The 16,460-nt window shown below is 73.9% G+C and carries 18 protein-coding genes; all 18 read left to right on the top strand.

Annotated elements, in window-relative coordinates:
* The first annotated feature begins 29 nt into the window (after nt 1-29).
* Nucleotides 30-1,298, top strand: a complete 1,269-nt coding sequence (locus ACZ501_RS33045; protein WP_468800272.1) for a beta-ketoacyl-[acyl-carrier-protein] synthase family protein — start codon at nt 30-32, stop codon at nt 1,296-1,298.
* Nucleotides 1,295-2,512 (top strand): ketosynthase chain-length factor, encoded by a 1,218-nt coding sequence (locus tag ACZ501_RS33040; protein WP_362457507.1) that lies wholly within the window; start codon nt 1,295-1,297, stop codon nt 2,510-2,512. Before ACZ501_RS33045 ends, ACZ501_RS33040 begins: the two co-directional genes overlap by 4 nt.
* Nucleotides 2,513-2,630: 118 nt before the next feature.
* Nucleotides 2,631-2,900, top strand: coding sequence for an acyl carrier protein (locus ACZ501_RS33035; protein ID WP_361599302.1), 270 nt, complete (start codon nt 2,631-2,633; stop codon nt 2,898-2,900).
* A gap of 58 nt (nt 2,901-2,958) precedes the next feature.
* A complete protein-coding gene (locus ACZ501_RS33030) occupies nt 2,959-5,343 on the top strand; it encodes an SDR family oxidoreductase (protein WP_468800271.1) in 2,385 nt (794 codons plus the stop codon).
* Nucleotides 5,344-5,487: 144 nt separating this feature from the next.
* Complete coding sequence (locus tag ACZ501_RS33025; RefSeq protein WP_468800270.1) at nt 5,488-6,942, top strand: MFS transporter; 1,455 nt, start codon at nt 5,488-5,490, stop codon at nt 6,940-6,942.
* A complete protein-coding gene (locus tag ACZ501_RS33020; protein WP_361599311.1) occupies nt 6,939-7,316 on the top strand; it encodes an acyl carrier protein in 378 nt (125 codons plus the stop codon). The genes ACZ501_RS33025 and ACZ501_RS33020 overlap by 4 nt, the downstream gene beginning before the upstream one ends.
* Nucleotides 7,313-8,140 (top strand): 4'-phosphopantetheinyl transferase family protein, encoded by an 828-nt coding sequence (locus tag ACZ501_RS33015; RefSeq protein ID WP_361599314.1) that lies wholly within the window; start codon nt 7,313-7,315, stop codon nt 8,138-8,140. Before ACZ501_RS33020 ends, ACZ501_RS33015 begins: the two co-directional genes overlap by 4 nt.
* 23 nt (nt 8,141-8,163) lie before the next feature.
* On the top strand, nt 8,164-9,114 hold the full coding sequence (locus ACZ501_RS33010) for an ACP S-malonyltransferase (RefSeq protein ID WP_361599317.1): 951 nt from the start codon (nt 8,164-8,166) through the stop codon (nt 9,112-9,114).
* Between the two features lie 225 nt (nt 9,115-9,339).
* Nucleotides 9,340-9,567: an acyl-CoA carboxylase subunit epsilon gene (locus ACZ501_RS33005; RefSeq protein ID WP_361599320.1), complete on the top strand. Its 228-nt coding sequence runs from the start codon at nt 9,340-9,342 to the stop codon at nt 9,565-9,567.
* 250 nt (nt 9,568-9,817) lie between these two features.
* Complete coding sequence (locus tag ACZ501_RS33000; RefSeq protein ID WP_468800269.1) at nt 9,818-10,315, top strand: nuclear transport factor 2 family protein; 498 nt, start codon at nt 9,818-9,820, stop codon at nt 10,313-10,315.
* A 7-nt stretch (nt 10,316-10,322) separates the two neighbouring features.
* Nucleotides 10,323-10,502 (top strand): hypothetical protein, encoded by a 180-nt coding sequence (locus tag ACZ501_RS32995; protein ID WP_468800268.1) that lies wholly within the window; start codon nt 10,323-10,325, stop codon nt 10,500-10,502.
* 20 nt (nt 10,503-10,522) lie between these two features.
* Nucleotides 10,523-11,461 (top strand): alpha/beta hydrolase, encoded by a 939-nt coding sequence (locus tag ACZ501_RS32990; RefSeq protein ID WP_468800267.1) that lies wholly within the window; start codon nt 10,523-10,525, stop codon nt 11,459-11,461.
* A gap of 144 nt (nt 11,462-11,605) precedes the next feature.
* Complete coding sequence (locus ACZ501_RS32985) at nt 11,606-12,295, top strand: phosphoribosylanthranilate isomerase (RefSeq protein ID WP_361599332.1); 690 nt, start codon at nt 11,606-11,608, stop codon at nt 12,293-12,295.
* 98 nt (nt 12,296-12,393) lie between these two features.
* Complete coding sequence (gene upp / locus ACZ501_RS32980) at nt 12,394-13,059, top strand: uracil phosphoribosyltransferase (RefSeq protein ID WP_361599335.1); 666 nt, start codon at nt 12,394-12,396, stop codon at nt 13,057-13,059.
* Nucleotides 13,059-13,976, top strand: a complete 918-nt coding sequence (locus ACZ501_RS32975) for an EamA family transporter (RefSeq protein ID WP_361599338.1) — start codon at nt 13,059-13,061, stop codon at nt 13,974-13,976. Before upp ends, ACZ501_RS32975 begins: the two co-directional genes overlap by 1 nt.
* Nucleotides 13,977-14,121: 145 nt before the next feature.
* Nucleotides 14,122-14,355, top strand: a complete 234-nt coding sequence (locus ACZ501_RS32970; RefSeq protein WP_361599341.1) for a tautomerase family protein — start codon at nt 14,122-14,124, stop codon at nt 14,353-14,355.
* 11 nt (nt 14,356-14,366) lie between these two features.
* Nucleotides 14,367-15,311, top strand: coding sequence for a pseudouridine-5'-phosphate glycosidase (locus ACZ501_RS32965; protein ID WP_361599344.1), 945 nt, complete (start codon nt 14,367-14,369; stop codon nt 15,309-15,311).
* 56 nt (nt 15,312-15,367) lie between these two features.
* Nucleotides 15,368-16,450 (top strand): alkene reductase, encoded by a 1,083-nt coding sequence (locus ACZ501_RS32960; RefSeq protein ID WP_361599347.1) that lies wholly within the window; start codon nt 15,368-15,370, stop codon nt 16,448-16,450.
* Nucleotides 16,451-16,460: the final 10 nt, after the last annotated feature.

Raw genomic sequence — 16,460 nt, 5'->3', positions numbered from 1 at the left:
ACCGCAGACATGACAGGAGGGCACCGCTCGTGGCCCGCCGGGTAGTCATCACAGGCATCGGGGTACTGGCGCCGGGAGGCATCGGGGTCCGCGAGTTCTGGGAGCTGCTGAGCTCGGGGCGCACCGCCACCCGGGAGATCACCCACTTCGACGCCTCCCCCTTCCGCAGCAGGGTGGCCGCCGAGGCCGACTTCCTCCCGGAGCTGCACGGGCTGACGCAGGAGGAGATCCGGCGCATGGACCGCGCCGCCCAGTTCGGGGTGGTGGCGGCCCGCGAGGCGGTCGAGGACAGCGGCATCGACTTCGCCGCCCTGGACCCGTACCGCACGGGCGTCAGCATCGGCACCGGGGTGGGAGCCGTCGGCAGCCTCGACAAGGCGTACCGCGCGGCCAGCCTCGACGGCCGGCTCACGGCCGTCGACCACCAGAGCGCGCCGCAGCACCTCCACGACCACTTCGTGCCCGGCTCCTTCGCCACCGAGGTGGCCTGGGCCGTCGGCGCGGAAGGGCCGGCCGCGGTGGTCTCCTCCGGCTGCACCTCCGGGATCGACTCGGTCGCGCACGCCGCCGACCTCATCCGCGAGGGCAGCGCCGACGTCATGGTCACCGGCGCCACCGACGCCCCGATCACGCCGCTCACCCTGGCGTGCTTCGACGCGATCAAGGCGACGACCTCCCTCAACGACGACCCGGAGCGCGCCTCCAGGCCCTTCGACGCCACCCGCAGGGGATTCGTCCTCGGCGAGGGCGCGGCGGTGTTCGTCCTGGAGGAGCTGGAGAGCGCCCGCGCCCGCGGCGCGCACCTCTACGCCGAGGTGGCCGGCTACGCCTCCCGTTCCAGCGCCTTCCACATGACGGGACTGCGCCCCGACGGCCGGGAGCTGGCGGAGGCCATCACCGTCGCCCTGGACGAGGCCAGGCTCGGGCCCGCCGACGTCGACTACGTCAACGCCCACGGCTCCGGCACCCGGCAGAACGACACCCACGAGACGGCCGCGTACCGGCTGGCCCTGGGCCCGCACGCCTACCGGACCCCCGTGAGCTCGATCAAGTCGATGATCGGGCACTCGCTGGGCTCCGTCGGCTCCATGGAGATCGCCGCGTCCGTCCTCGCGATGGAGCACCACGTGGTGCCGCCCACCGCGAACCTGCGCATCCGCGACCCCCAGTGCGACCTCGACTACGTCCCGCTCGTCGCGCGGGAGCACCGCACCGACGCCGTCCTGACCGTGGGCAGCGGCTTCGGCGGGTTCCAGAGCGCGATGGTGCTGGCCCGGCCCGACAGGAGGACCGCATGAGCGCCAGGACCCTGGTCACCGGCATCGGTGTGGCCGCCCCCAGCGGACTCGGGGTGGAGGACTTCTGGGCGGCGACCCGCGTCGGCAAGAACGCCATCGGGCCCGTCACCCGCTTCGACGCCTCCTCCTACCCCGCCCGCCTGGCCGGGGAGATCCACGGCTTCGACCCCAAGGACCACCTGCCCGGCCGGCTCGTACCGCAGACCGACCGGGTGACCCAGCTCGCCCTCGTCGCCGCCGACTGCGCCTTCGAGGACGCCGGGATCGCCCCGGGCGACATCCACCCCTGCGACATGGGCGTGGTCACCGCCGCCGGATCCGGAGGCCTCGCATTCGGCGAGAACGAGCTGCGCAAGCTCTGGAGCCGGGGCGCCAAGCACGTCAGCGCGTACCAGTCCTTCGCCTGGTTCTACGCCGTCAACAGCGGGCAGATCTCCGTACGCAACGACCTGCGCGGGCCCACCGGGGTCTTCGTCGGCGACCAGACGAGCGGCCTCGACGCCCTCGCCCACGCCCGGCGCCGGCTCGGCAAGGGCAGCCGGCTGATCGCCACCGGCGGCTTCGACGCCTCCATCTGCTCGCTGGGCTGGGCCGCGCACCTGGCCGGCGGGTCCCTCTCCACCAGTGACGAACCCGAGCGCGCCTACCTGCCCTTCGACGAGGCCGCACGCGGCTACGTACCGGGCGAGGGCGGCGCCATGCTCGTCCTGGAGGACGAGGACAGCGCCCGCGCCCGCGGCGCGCGCAACGTCTACGCCGAGTTCGCCGGCTACGGGGCCACCCTCGACCCGCGGCCGGGCAGCGGCCGTCCGCCCGGCCTGCGCCGCGCCATCGACGCGGCGCTCGCCGACGCCGGCTGCCACCCGGCGGAGGTCGACGTGGTCTTCGCCGACGGCGCGGGCGTCCCGCGGCTCGACCGCGAGGAGGCCGAGGCCATCACCGCCGTCTTCGGCCCGCGCGGGGTGCCGGTCACCGCCCCCAAGACGATGACCGGGCGGATCTCCGCGGGCGGCGCGCCGATCGACGTGGTCTGCGCCGTCCTCGCCATGCGCGAGGGCCTGATCCCGCCGACCACCAACGTGGAGCTCTCGCCGGCCCACGACATCGACCTGGTGGCGGTGCGGCCGCGCACCGCCTCGGTGCACACCGCGCTCGTCCTCGCCCGGGGCAGCGGCGGCTTCAACGCCGCCGCCGTGGTGCGCGCCGTCGACTGAGGACGCCCCGTGGGTGCGCGCCGCCGACCGCAGGCGCAGGCGGCCCGAGGGCACAGCGCGACAGAACCCCCGCAGCCGGACTCCCCGGATGCGGAACGACTGATGAAGGGACCCACCCGTGTCCAAGCAGGAATTCACCTTCGACGACCTCAAGCGCATCCTCCTGGAGGGCGCCGGCGCCGACGAGGGGGTCGACCTCGACGGCGACATCCTCGACACCGACTTCGAGTCCCTGGGCTACGAGTCGCTGGCGCTCCTGGAGACCGGCGGGCGCATCGAGCGCGAGTTCGGCATCACCCTCGACGACGACATCTTCGCCGACAACAGCACCCCGCGCTCCCTCGTCGAGGCCGTCAACGCGAGCCTCAAGGTCACCGTCAGCGCCTGACGCGCCCCTGACGCCACCACTCCGCCCCCACCCCCGCCCACAGAGAGGGAGTACGCCCATGGCCATCGATCAGGACTGCACCGAGACCCAGGTGCTCGTGGTCGGCGCGGGCCCCGTCGGACTGCTGCTCGCCGGAGAACTCCGGCTGGCGGGTGCGGACGTGGTGGTGCTCGACACGCTCACCGCCCCGGCCACCGCATCGCGGGCGTCGACCCTGCACGCCCGCACCATGGAGATCCTCGACAGCCGCGGCCTGCTGGAACGGCTCGGCGACGTACCGCGCGAGAACGCCGGCCACTTCGGGGGCATCCCCCTCGACCTCGCCCTGCCCGGCCCCTACCCGGGGCAGTGGAAGGTCGCCCAGACCCGCCTGGAGGAAGTCCTCGGGGAATGGGCGGCCGACCTGGGCGCGGACATCCGGCGCGGCCACGAGCTGACCGCCCTGACCACGACGGCCGACGGAGTGCTGGCCACCGTACGGGGCGAGGGCGGCGAGGAGCTGGCCTTCCGGGCCGACCACCTCGTGGGCTGCGACGGCGAGGACAGCACCGTGCGGCGCCTGGGCGGCTTCGGCTTCCCCGGCACCGACGCCGAACGCGAACTGCTGCGCGCCGACGTGGCCGGCATCGACATCCCCGGCCGCCGCTTCCAGCGGCTCGAGGGCGGCCTGGTCGTCGCGGCCCGCAGGCCCGACGGGGTGACCCGGGTGATGGTGCACGAGTTCGGGGCGCGCCCCCGGCCCGGGCAGCCCTCCTTCGAGGAGGTGGCCGACACCTGGAAGCGCATCACCGGCGAGGACATCGGCGCCGGCACCCCGCTGTGGGTCAACTCCTTCGGCGACGCCTCCCGGCAGGCCGCCGAGTACCGCCGGGGTCCGCTGCTGCTCGCCGGCGACGCGGCGCACCGGCAGATGCCGATCGGCGGGCAGTCCCTCAACCTCGGGCTGCAGGACGCCTTCAACCTCGGCTGGAAGCTCGGCGCCCGCGTCGCCGGCCACGGCACCGAGGAACTGCTCGACAGCTACCACGAGGAACGGCACCCGGTCGGCCAGGCCGTCCAGAGCAACATCCGCACCCAGGCGCTGCTGCTGCTCGGCGGCGCCGAGGTGGACGCGGTCCGGGAGGTGTTCACCGAGCTGACCGCCAGTGAGAACGTACGGACGCACCTGGCCGGGCTGGTCTCGGGCCTCTCGGTGCGCCACGCAGTCGGCGGTACGGACGGCGACGGCGGTTCCGGCTCCGGCTCCGGGCTGCTCGGCCTGCGGGTGCCGCACTGGGAGGTCACCACCGCCGAGGGCCGCACCGACACCTTCGAACTGCTGCGCCCGGGGCGGGGCCTGCTGCTCCTGCCCCCGGGCGGGGAGGCCCGCCGGGCCGAACTCGCCGGGGCGGCCGCGCCCTGGGCCGGCCGGGTGCGTACGGTGGCCGCCGCCTCGGTGGCGGGCGGGGCCGGCGAGGAGCCGGCCGCCGTACTCGTACGCCCCGACGGGCACGTGGTCTGGGCCGACGGACCGGACGCCGGTCCGCTGACCGCGGCGCTCGGCCGCTGGTTCGGGCCCGAACGGGCCGGGGAACCCGCCGCCCGGCCGGCGGCGGCGGTGACCGCCCCTGCCCCTGCCACTGCCGGCGTCCCGGCGGCGTCGCTCACGGCGCATGCGGCGCCGGGGCGCGCCGGCGCCGGCGCGGAGCGGCTCACGGGCCGCACCGCGCTGGTCACCGGTTCGAGCCGGGGCATGGGCCGGGCGGCCGCGATGCGGCTGGCGGAGGAGGGCGCGCTGGTCGCCGTCCACTACCACCGGGACGAGGCGGCCGCCCACGAGGTGGTCGCCTCGGTCGAGAAGGACGGCGGCCGCGCCTTCGCGCTGCGCACCGAACTCGGCGTCGACGGGGACGTGGAGACCCTGTTCACCGCGCTGGAGGGCGAGCTGCTGGACCGTACCGGCTCCACCGACCTGCACATCCTGGTCAACAACGCCGGGGTGATGGGCGGTGTCCCGGCGGAAGAGGTCACCCCCGAGCAGTTCGACCGGATCTTCGCCGTCAACGCCAAGGCGCCGTTCTTCCTGATCCAGCGGGCGCTGCGGAACATGCCCGACGGCGGCCGGATCATCAACATCTCCTCCGGCCTGACCCGGTTCGCGAACCCGGACGAGATCGCGTACGCGATGAGCAAGGGCGCGCTCGAACAGCTCGCCCTGCACTTCGCGAAGGCCCTCGGCCCCCGGGGCATCACCATCAACTCGGTGGCGCCCGGCATCACCCGCAACGGCAGTCCGGTCTTCGACATCCCCGAGGCCGTCGAGCAGATGGCCGGCCTGTCCGCCTTCAACCGGGTCGGCGAGCCGGAGGACGTCGCCGACGTGGTGGCGTTCCTGGCCACCGACGAGGCGCGCTGGATCACCGGCTCCTTCGTCGACGCCACCGGCGGCACGCTCCTCGGCTGACGCCGGCCGCTCCAAGACCCCGCCGGCGCACCATCCCACGCGCCGCGCCGGCGGCGGGCGGGCGGCGCGGGGATCCCTCCCCGGGCCGCCCGCCCCCTTCTCCCCGTCCTCCTTCTCTTCCGAAACGCGAGCGTGCAGACCCCGATGAACATCCCGTCCGGCGGCCGGGCCCGGGCCCGCTGGGCCCTGGTGTCCGTCCTCGCCGCCAACATGCTGGTGGACGCCCTGGAGGTGTCCGCGACCCTGGTGGCCCTGCCCTCCGTCGGCAGCGGCATGGGGCTGTCCGCCACCCGGGCCCAGTGGCTCGTCAGCGGCTTCGCCGCCGGGTTCGGCGGGCTGCTGCTGCTCGGCGGCCGGCTCGTCGAGCGGCTGGGCCGCCGCCGGGTCTACCTCGCGGCGCTGCTCGCCTTCGCCGCGGCCTCGCTGGCGGGCGCGCTGACGGACAGCGCGCTCCTGCTGACGGCCACCCGCGTGGTGAAAGGGTTCTGTGTGGCGCTGACCGCGCCCACCGGACTCGCCATCATCCTGTCCGCCGTCCCCGAGGGCGCCGAGCGCCGCCGCGCGGTGTCCGTCTACTCCTTCTTCGGGGCCGCCGGATTCTGCTCGGGGCTGCTGCTCTCGGGGCTGCTCACCGGCAGCAGCTGGCGCTGGACCATCGCCTTCCCGGCGCCCGTGGCCCTGCTGCTGTTCGCCGCCGGGCAGCGGCTGGTCCCCCGCGACGGGGACGGGCCGCGCGGCCGGCTCGGCCGGCACCCCGTCGTGGCGGGCAGCGCCCTGACCGGGGCGGTGCTGCTGCTGGTGTACGCGCTCTCCTCCCTGGCCGGCTCGGCGGGGCAGCAGCGGTGCGCCGCCGGGGCCTTCGCGGGGGCGCTGCTGCTGGGCGCCGTCCTCGTACGGGCCGAACGCACCGCGCCGCACCCGCTGCTGCGCACCGAACTGCTGCGGCACGCACCCCTGTTGCGCTCCGCGCTCGGGGCGGCCGCGCTCAACGGCTCGTACCTGGGGTTCCTGCTGGTGGCCGCGCTCGACCTGCGGCGGGCCGGCTGGAGTTCCTGGCAGACGGCCCTCGCCTTCCTGCCGGCCAGTGCCCCGCTCGCGCTGAGCGCCCTGCACTCGGGCCGGATCGCCGCCCGGCTGGGACCCGCGCGGGCCGTGGCGGCGGGAGCGCTCGCCGCCCCCGCCGGCTACGCCCTCTACCCGCACGGCGGTGCGGACGGCGTCGGCTACGCCGACCTGCTGCCCGCCATGTCCTTCGTCGGCGCCGCCTTCGTGCTGGCCTTCACGGCCCTGCACCTCCAGGCCACCGCCACCGTCCCGGCAGCGCTCCAGCCGGCGGCGGGCGGCCTCTACCAGACCTGCGTCCAGCTGGGCGCGGCGCTGACCACCGCGCTGACGTCCGCCCTGTACGCGGCCGGCGGCCGGAGCCCGGCGCTCTGGCTGGTCACCGCAGTCGGCATGGCCGGCGCGTGCGTGGCCCTGCGCGGCCTGCTCCACCCCTTCGACCCGTCCCCGACCACCGCCGGATCCCTCTCCCGCCCGGCGGCTCCGACCACGGACGGACGGGGTCACCCGTCCGCCTCGACCCGGAAAGCATCATGAACACACTTCACATGTCACAGACGTACGAAACAGACAACGGCCTGGTCCACATGACCACGCCCGACATGACGGTGCTGGCCACCGCCGGGCTGCGCGAGCGCACCCGGATCCTCGAGCAGTACGTGCGCGAGGAGCTCGGCCGCATCCTCGGCATCGAACCGCACCTCGTCGACACCACGGGCCGCCCCATGGGCTGCCTGGGCATCGGCTCCATCTCCGGGATCGAACTCCAGTACCGGATGGAGAACACGCTCGGCGTCGACGTGAACCTCCAGCGGCTGCTGCTCGCCAACAGCGCCCAGGAGCTCATCGACTGCCTCGCCGGCCAGTTCGGCCCCGAGGCCCACCTGCACGGGGCAGCGGTGCCGGCATGAGCACTACGACCCTGCTGCCGGCCGTCCGCCCGGTGGTCAACCACCAGGGGCTCGACCGGCCCGACTTCACCCTCTCCGCCGACCGGGTCGACCTCTGGCTGATCCGCCGTCCCACCGGGGCGGACGCCGAGGCCCTGGCGATCGGCGAGCTCGACGCGGAGGAGCGCAAGCGCACCGACGCCTTCATCCGCAAGTCGGACGGCCTGCTGTACGCGGCGGCCCACGTGGCGGTGCGCCGGCTGCTCGGACGATACACGGCCACCTTGCCCCAGGACGTGCGCTTCATGCGGGAGCCCTGCCCGGGCTGCGGCGAGGCGCACGGCCGTCCCGCGCTGTCCCCTCCGCCGCCGCCGCTGCACTACTCCCTCTCGCACAGCGGGGGCGTGGCCATGGTGGGTGTCGGCACCACGCCGCTCGGCGTTGACGTGGAGAAACTGCCCGGCGCCGAGACGGTGGACATCTGCTCCAAGGCACTGCACCCGGACGAGCAGCTGGAGATCGCCGCGGCCGAGCCGGGGGAGGAGCGCCGGCAGCTGTTCGGCCAGATCTGGACGCGCAAGGAAGCGTTCCTCAAGGGCCTTGGGACAGGGTTGAGCCGCTCGCCCGCCGAGGACTACCTGGGCACCGACCACGGCCGCCACCCCGACGGCTGGACCATGGTCGGCGTCCCGGCCGACACCACCCACGCCGCCGCCGTGGCCGTGGCCGGGCCGGCCCCCAGGGTGGTCGACGTCAGGTGGGTGCCCGACACCTGGCTGGCCGCCGGCACCCCCGTGTGCGGCGCCGCCGCCCCCGGACCGCACCACACGGTCCTCGCCAGTTGAACCGCAAGTAAGGACGTGACCGGATGACCCGCACCGCCTTCGTCTTCCCTGGCCAGGGCTCCGCATGCGCCGGCATGGGCAAGGAGCTGCTCGCCCTGCGGCCCGACCTCGCCGACACCCACTACCGCACCGCCGACGACCTGCTCGGGTTCCCGCTGGCCCGGGTCTGCCTGGAGGGGTCGCCCCAGGACCTGGAGGACCCGGCGGTGGAGCAGCCGGCGATCTTCCTCACGAGCCTGGCCGTCCTGGAGGTGCTGCGCGGCGAGGGCCTGCGGCCGGACGCCGTGGCCGGGCACAGCCTGGGCGAGTACGCGGCGCTGGCGGCCGCCGGCGTCCTGGAGTGGACCGAGGCCCTGTGGCTGGTCCGGCTCCGCGGCGAGCTCGTCGCCACGGTCGGGGACCGCGTCGGCAGCGCCACCGCGGCGGTCATCGGCCTGCGCCGCACCGACCTGACGCGGATGTGCGCCGAGGCCCGGGCGGCCACCGGCCAGGTGGTCGAGGTGGCCGGGGACAACGAGCCCCGCCAGACCGTGGTGTCCGGCCAGGCCGAGGCGGTGGCCCACGCCACCGGCGCGGCCCGGGCGGCCGGGGCGCGGGTGACGTGGCTGCGGACCGGCGGCCCCTTCCACTCCAGCCTGCTGGTCGACGCCGAGGCCGAGTTCACCGAAACGCTGATCGCGACGGAGTTCCGCGACCCGGCCGTGCCGCTGGTCTCCGGTGTCACCGGCGGGTGGGTGACGACGGCCGCCGAGGCCATCGTCGCGCTGCGCGGCCAGCTCACCAGCCCGGTGCGGTGGACCGAGGCCGTCGGGACGCTCGCCGCCTCGGGGACCGACCGGTTCGTGGAGGTGGGGCCGGGCCGGGTGCTCGGCGGCCTGGTCCGGCGGATCCTGCCGGGCGCCCACGTCCACAGCACGCACACGGCGGACCGGCTGGCACTGGCCGTCGACGAGCTCACCGCCACCGCGGTCTGACTCCGGGGCCGTCCCACGCGGCGGACCGCCGCGTACGGGGACCGGTCGGCGCACCCCGCACCACGCGGCCGGGGCGGCCCGGTGGACGGCCTCGTAGAACCGCGCGAGACCCGTGCGGTAGTGATCCGTTGCCTGGAGACGCCGCACGCCGGCGTCCCCGCCCGCACGTACGTCAGACCCGCCGCGGTGAGCGCCGGCGGGGCATCACGAGACGAGGAGCAGACTGTGGAGACACGAGTCGAACCCGGCCGGGCCATCCGCGTGGTGAAGGGAAGCCCCGACACCGAGGAGCTGGCGGCGCTGACCGCCGTCGTGCTCGCGCGGGCGGCGGCGTACGAGGGCCAGCACGGCGGCACGGCCGGCGGCGGACCGGCCCTGGCGGGCTGGCGCTGTCCCCGGCAGGCCCGCGGCTTCCACGGCTCGCGCAGCTGGCGCGAGCCCCGCCCGGCCTGACCCTCCGTCCGGCCGGCGCCCCGCCAGGCGCGCGGGGGTGTCCGCGAAGTCCCGCCTGCCCTGCGGCGCCTGGCACCGCACCTCGCCGCGTTGTCGGGCCCGCCCTTCGGGCGGCCGGCGCTACTTCGCGGACACCCCCGCGGTCCCGCTCCCGAAACGCCCGACATCGTCATCGCCCCGGTCAAGGAGTTCGAGGGCGGACACTCCTGACCGGTCGGCCCGTGCCCGAAGTCCGCCAACTGGAGAGGCCATGCCATCGACCCACGACGACATCGCGGCGCTGCGCGAGCAGATACAGGTCCTGCGCGACCGCGCCGAACTGCGCGAACTGTTCGACCGCTACGTGACCGCCCTCGACACCCACGGCGGCAGCGGCCCGGAGGAGTCCCGGTACGCCTCGCTCTTCACCGAGGACGCCACCTTCGCCTTCCCGATCGGGGTGTGCGCGGGGGTGGAGGCCTTCGCCGCCTTCCAGCGCGAGGCCCGGGAGCGGTGGGCGCGCACCCACCACTCCAGCTCCAACCACCACGTCGTCCTCGACGGGGACCGGGCCACCCTGCGGGCCCAGCAGCTCACCACCCACGTCCACCATGCCGACGACCGGCCCGCCGCACACTTCGAGGTCGGCGGGTACTGCGAGGCGCGCGCCGTCCGCACGCCGGACGGCTGGCGGCTGAGCCACGTCGCCTTCCACGTCGTGTGGGACGCCGGGGTGCGCCTGCCCGAACTCGCCGGAGTCCGGCTGTGAGAACCGGATGAACGCCGCGCGGATCGCCGGCTACCGGGTCCCCGCGCGGGAACCCGTACGCGACCTCGTACGCCCCTCGCGCCCGCACCCCCTGCCGCCCCTGACGGCGCTGCTGCGCCGCAGGGCCGCCTGGGCGCTGGCCGTCACCCGGGCGCGGCGCACCCCGCCCGCCCGGCCGCCCTCCTGACCCCCGTGGAGAACCCCCTCATGGCCCCTGAGCCGCCCCCCGGCGCGCCCCCGGTCCGGTCCGTCACGCTCGACGCCGGCGGGATCCCGCTCTCCGGGCTGCTGGCCCTGCCCGCGCAGCCGGTGCCCCGGGCCCTGGTCGTGGCCCTGCACGGCTCGGGGATGAGCGCCGGCTACTTCGACAGCCGGGCCCGGCCCGGGCTGTCGCTGCTGGAGCTCGGCGCCGGCCTCGGGTACGTCGTACTCGCGCTGGACCGGCCCGGGTACGGCGCCTCGGCCGCCGTCCTGCCCGAGGGGCAGGACCTCCAGGGGCAGACCGCGGCGGTGCTCGCGGCCCTGGAGGGCTTCGTCCGCGACCGCGACCCGGGCGCCGGAGTCCTCCTCGTGGGCCACTCGGGCGGCGGCAGGGTCGCGCTCGCGGCGGCCGCCGCCGCCCGGGGCGGCCTCGTACCGCTCGGCGTGGACCTCTCGGGCCTGGGCCGGCGCTTCCTCGTCGAGCCCTGGCGGCTGCCCGGCCCGGACCTGCCCGGCGAGTGGCGCCGGCACTGGGGGGCGCTGCGGTTCTACCCCCCGGACGCCTTCCGGCTCGGGCAGCGGCTGCTGCGGCCGGTGCCCGCCGTCGAGATGCGCGAGACGCTGCGGTGGCCGGAAATGTACCCCTCCGTAGCGGCCGGAGTGGGGGTGCCCGTGCGCTTCACGTTCGCCGAACAGGAGCTGTGGTGGAGGCACGACGGCGAGGCGCTGGAGGAACTGCTGACTCCGCTGATGGGGGCCTCCCCGGAGGTGGCCCGGCAGGCCCATGCTGGACACAACATCAGTCTGGGCTGGGCCGCCCGCACCTACCACCTGAGGGTCCTGTCCTTCCTGGAGGAGTGCCTGCTCGCCCGCGACACGGCCGTTGGCCGGGTCGCGACGGGTGCTGACAGAGACCTGAAGAAGGTTGACGCGGATCTGACATAGACCCCGTTGACCCACGGATCGGCGCCAACGAGGCTTTTGGTGAGCATCCCGTGACGTGTAACGAAATCCGTCATACCGGGACACGTCGACTCGGTCTCCCGATATCTGTTTGATTCATATGATTCATCCCGAAAAGGAACACACATGAGTGACGTGAAGGATCTGGTGCAGGTCGCCGGAATCATCGACGCCGAGGAGGCCAAGCTGCTGGCCGAGGAAGGCTGCGACTGGTTCGGCTTCCCGCTCCGCCTCCCGTCGGGCAAGGACGACATCTCCGAGGCCGCGGCCACGGAGATCATCGCCGGCCTGGCGTCTCCTCAGGAGGGCGTCCTCATCAGCTACATGACGGACGCCGACGAGATCAGCGCCTTCACCACGCAGCTCGGTGTCAAGGCCGTCCAGCTCCACGGCGACGTCGAGCCGGAGCAGCTGCGCAAGCTCAAGGCCAACCGTCCCGACCTGTACGTCCTCAAGAGCCTGGTGGTGAAGGAGGACAACGCCGAGGAGCTGCTCCAGCTCGTCGACGAGGTCTCCGACGTGGTGGACATGTTCATCACCGACACCTTCAACCCGGCCACCGGCGCCAAGGGCGCCACCGGTCTGACCCACGACTGGAACGTCAGCGCCGAGCTCGTGCGCCGTTCGCCGAAGCCCCTGATGATGGCCGGCGGCCTGAACGCGGACAACGTCGCCGACGCGATCCGCTTCGTCAAGCCCGCCGCCGTCGACGCCCACACCGGTCTCGAGGGCCCCGACGGCCGCAAGGACCGGGCCAAGGTCGCGAAGTTCGTCTCCGAGTCGCGCAAGGCCTTCGCCGAGATCGCCGCCTCCTGACCTCGGCACCCGACCACACGGTTGCGGTCCCCGGGGCGCCTCCGCGCCCCGGGTCCGGCCGCAGCCCGTCTCCACGACCGACGAGAAGCAGGTTTCTCATGGCGACCGGCCACCACAATGTCCACCCGCTGCCGCAGACCAACCAGCTGCGGGCCATGCACACGATCATCCGCGACCGCGGGGCCTCCCGCGCGGACTTCGTGTTCTACTCCCGGCGCATCATCCGCCTCCTGCTCGAATCGGCGCTCGACCAGCTGCCCTTCGACAAGCACGAGGCCACCACGCCGGTCGGCGAGACGTACGACGGTCTGAAGTTCGGCCCCAAACTGTGCGCCGTGCCCGTGATCCGGGCCGGTGACTCGATGCTCGACGAGCTGCGTCAGGTCATCCCCGACGTCACCGTCGGCAAGCTGCTGATCCAGCGGGACAAGACCACCAAGCTCCCGCACCTCTACTACAAGAACTTCCCCGCGGACATCGCCGAGCGGCACGTCCTCCTCCTGGAGCCGATGCTCGCCACCGGCGGCAGCGCCAACGCCGCCATCGAGGTCCTCCTCGAGGCCGGGGTCCGCGAGAAGAACATCGTCTTCGTCAACTTCCTCGCGGCGCCCGAGGGCATCGAGGCGGTCCACGCCAGGCATCCGGCGGTCAGGATCGTCACCTCCTCCATCGAGGAGCGCCTCAACGACAACGCCTTCATGATCCCGGGTATCGGCGACTTCGGTGACCGCTACTTCGGCACGACCGATTCGGCAGTGGCCTGATGAAGAGCAGCCGTACGCTCGCGGACTCCGCGCTGACCGCGCTCGCCCCGGCGATCTGGGGGTCCACGTACCTGGTCACCACGGAGCTGCTGCCCGAGGGGCGGCCCCTGCTCGCCTCGCTGCTCCGCGCCCTGCCCGCCGGCCTCATCCTGGTGGCCATCGGCCGGACGCTGCCCAAGGGCATCTGGTGGTGGCGCGCCCTGGTGCTCGGCGTGCTGAACATCGGCGCCTTCTTCTACCTGCTCTTCGTGGCCGCCTACCACCTGCCGGGCGGCGTCGCGGCGCTGGTGATGGCCATCCAGCCGATGATCGTGCTGCTGCTCGGCGCGGTGCTGCTGAAGGAGAAGATCAAGCGGATCCACCTGGTCGCCTGCGCCCTCGGCGCGGCCGGCGTGGCCCTGCTGGTCCTCCAGCCGAACGCCGGGCTCAACGCCACCGGTGTCGTCGCCGGTCTGCTGGGCGCGCTCAGCATGGCCTCCGGCATCGTGCTGACCAAGCGCTGGGGCCGGCCCGAAGGCGTGGGCCTGCTGCCCTTCACGGGCTGGCAGCTCACCGTCGGCGGCCTGGTCCTGCTCCCGGTCGCGCTGATCGGCGAGGGCCTGCCGGGCGAGATCACCGCCAAGAACCTCTGGGGCTTCGCCTACCTCGGCATCATCGGGGCCCTGTTCGCCTACGCGATCTGGTTCCGCGGTGTGGCCCGGCTGCCCGCGCTGGCCGTGTCGTTCCTGAGCTTCGCCTCGCCCCTGGCGGCCACCCTGCTCGGCTACTTCGTCCTGGGCCAGTCCCTCTCGCCGCTCCAGATCGTCGGAGCGCTGACGGTCGTCGCGGCGGTGGTGGTGGCCCAGCCGCGGCCGGGCCGCAAGCAGCCCGAGCCCGAGCCGGTCCAGAAGACCCCGCGGGAATCCGTCAAGGCGTAACACGACGGAGTCCCGCCCACGCCTCCCCGCCCGGCCCTGCCCCCCGGGAGCAGGGCGGGGAGCGGTGGTGGCACACCGCGGCCTCCCCCGTCCGCGGTGTGCCGCCCACCCACCCGAACTTCCGCACCGTGAAAGGACCGAGTCCGTGCCCCACGTACACGTCAGGCACTACCCGAGGGACTTCACGGCCGAGCAGCTGAGGGCGATCGACGAGGCGGTCACCGCCGCCGTGACGCGGACCTTCGCCACCGGCGAGGACACCGTCTCGATCTCCCTGGAGCCGGTCACACCGGAGGACTGGGACACCCAGGTCCTCGCCGAGATCGCGGCCCGCCCGGACCAGCTGGTACGGCGGCCCGGCTACTTGAACGAGAGTTGAGAGACATCCCGATGAGCGCAAGCAGCGGCATCCCCGTCGTCTACACGGAGGAGGTCCGCGAGGCCCTCCACGACGGCGCGGCCGTCGTCGCCCTCGAGAGCAACGTCATCACGCACGGCCTGCCCTACCCGGACAACGCCGCCACCGCCCGCAAGGTCGAGGACGCCGTACGGGCCGGCGGCGCGGTGCCCGCGACGATCTGCATCGAGGCCGGCGCGATCCGCGTCGGCATGTCGGACTCCGACATCGAGCGCTTCGCCTCCCTGCCGGGCATCCCGAAGGTGTCCAGCCGCGACCTGCCCGTCGTGCTGGCGCAGGGCGGCCCGGGCGCCACCACCGTGGCCTCCTCGGTCGTGGCGGCCGAGCTCGCGGGGATCCCGTTCTTCTCGTCCGCCGGCATCGGCGGCGTGCACCGGGGGGCGCAGGAGACCTGGGACGTGTCCTCGGACCTCATCCAGTTCACCCGTTCCAAGGTCGCCGTCGTCTGCGCGGGCGCGAAGATGATCCTCGACCTCGGCCTGACGCTGGAGTACCTGGAGACGCAGTGCGTCCCCGTCGTCGCCTACCGCTCGGACGACTTCCCCGCCTTCTACTGCCGTACGAGCGGACACCGGGCGCCCCACCGCCTGGACGACGAGCGGGCCATCGCCCGCGCCGTCGAGGCCCACTGGGCCCTCGGCAACAACAGCTCCTTCCTGATCACCACCCCGGTCCGGGAAGAGGACGCCATCGACTCCGCCGAGGTGGACACGGCCATCCGTGCCGCCGTCGCCGAGGCCACCCGTGACGGGGTCTCGGGCCAGGCCATCACCAAGTACCTGATGCGGGCCGTCGACGCCGCGACCGACGGCCGTTCGGCCAAGGCCAACATGGCGGTCCTCGCCTCCTGCGCCGAGGCGGCCGGCCGCCTGGCCGTCGCCCACTCCGAGCACCTCGCGGAACTCGCGGGCCGCTGAGCCCCTCGAACCACCACCGCAACACCACGCGTTGACCTCAGTCTGGAGAGACACACATGTCCGAGAAGCTGTTCGAGCCGGTCACTCTGGGGAAGCTGGCCCTGAGCAACCGAGTGGTCATGGCTCCCATGTCCCGCAACCGGGCCACCGCCGAGGGGCTGGCCACCGACCTGATGGCCACCTACTACGGCCAGCGCGCGGGCGCCGGCCTGATCATCACCGAGGGCATCCAGCCGTCGGTGACCGGCCAGGGCTTCGGCAACAGCCCCGGTCTGCACACGCAGGAGCAGGCCGCGTCCTGGAAGCCGGTCACCGAGGCCGTGCACGCCAAGGGCGGCCTGATCGCCGCGCAGCTCATGCACTGCGGCCGCATCGGCCACCCCTCGCTGTACCCGAGCGGCCACCAGTCGGTCGCCCCGTCCGCCGTGACCGCGGCCGGCCAGGCCTACGGCCCCCAGGGCCCGCTGGACTACCCGCAGCCGCGCGCCCTGACGGTCGAGGAGATCGCCGGCATCGTCAAGGAGTTCGCGGACTCCGCCGAACTCGCCATCGAGGCCGGCTTCGACGGCGTCGAGATCCACGCGGGCAACGGCTTCCTGCTCCACCAGTTCCTGGCGGAGAACACCAACCAGCGCACCGACCAGTACGGCGGCTCGATCGAGAACCGCGTCCGCTTCGCGATCGAGGTGGTCGAGGCGGTCTCCGAGCGCATCGGCGCCGACCGCGTCGGCGTGCGCATCTCGCCGTCGAACCCGTACAACGACATCGTGGAGGGCGACACCCGCGCCCTCTACGAGGCGCTCGTCGCGGCCCTGCCGCCGGTCGCCTTCCTGCACATCCTCGAGGGCGGCAACCGCGACCACATCGCGGCCCTGCGCGCGCAGTGGACCGGCACGATCATCCTCTGCCCGCACCCGGAGAACGGCGTCGCCGTCTCCGCCGAGATCGCCACCGAGGCCCTGGAGACGGGCGTCGCCTGCGCCGTCGCCTTCGGCTCGGCCTTCATCGCCAACCCGGACCTGCCGGAGCGCATCCGCGCCGGTGCCGCGCTGGCCCAGGCCGACCAGAGCACGTGGTACGGCGGAGACCACACCGGCTACACCGACTACCCGACGCTCGAGGAGGCCGGCGCCGCGTGAGCGACTCCGG

The sequence above is a fragment of the Streptomyces sp. NPDC034085 genome (assembly GCF_055575555.1).
The sequence above is the reverse complement of the archived record's forward strand: the minus strand, read 5'-3'. Positions and strand labels throughout refer to the sequence as shown.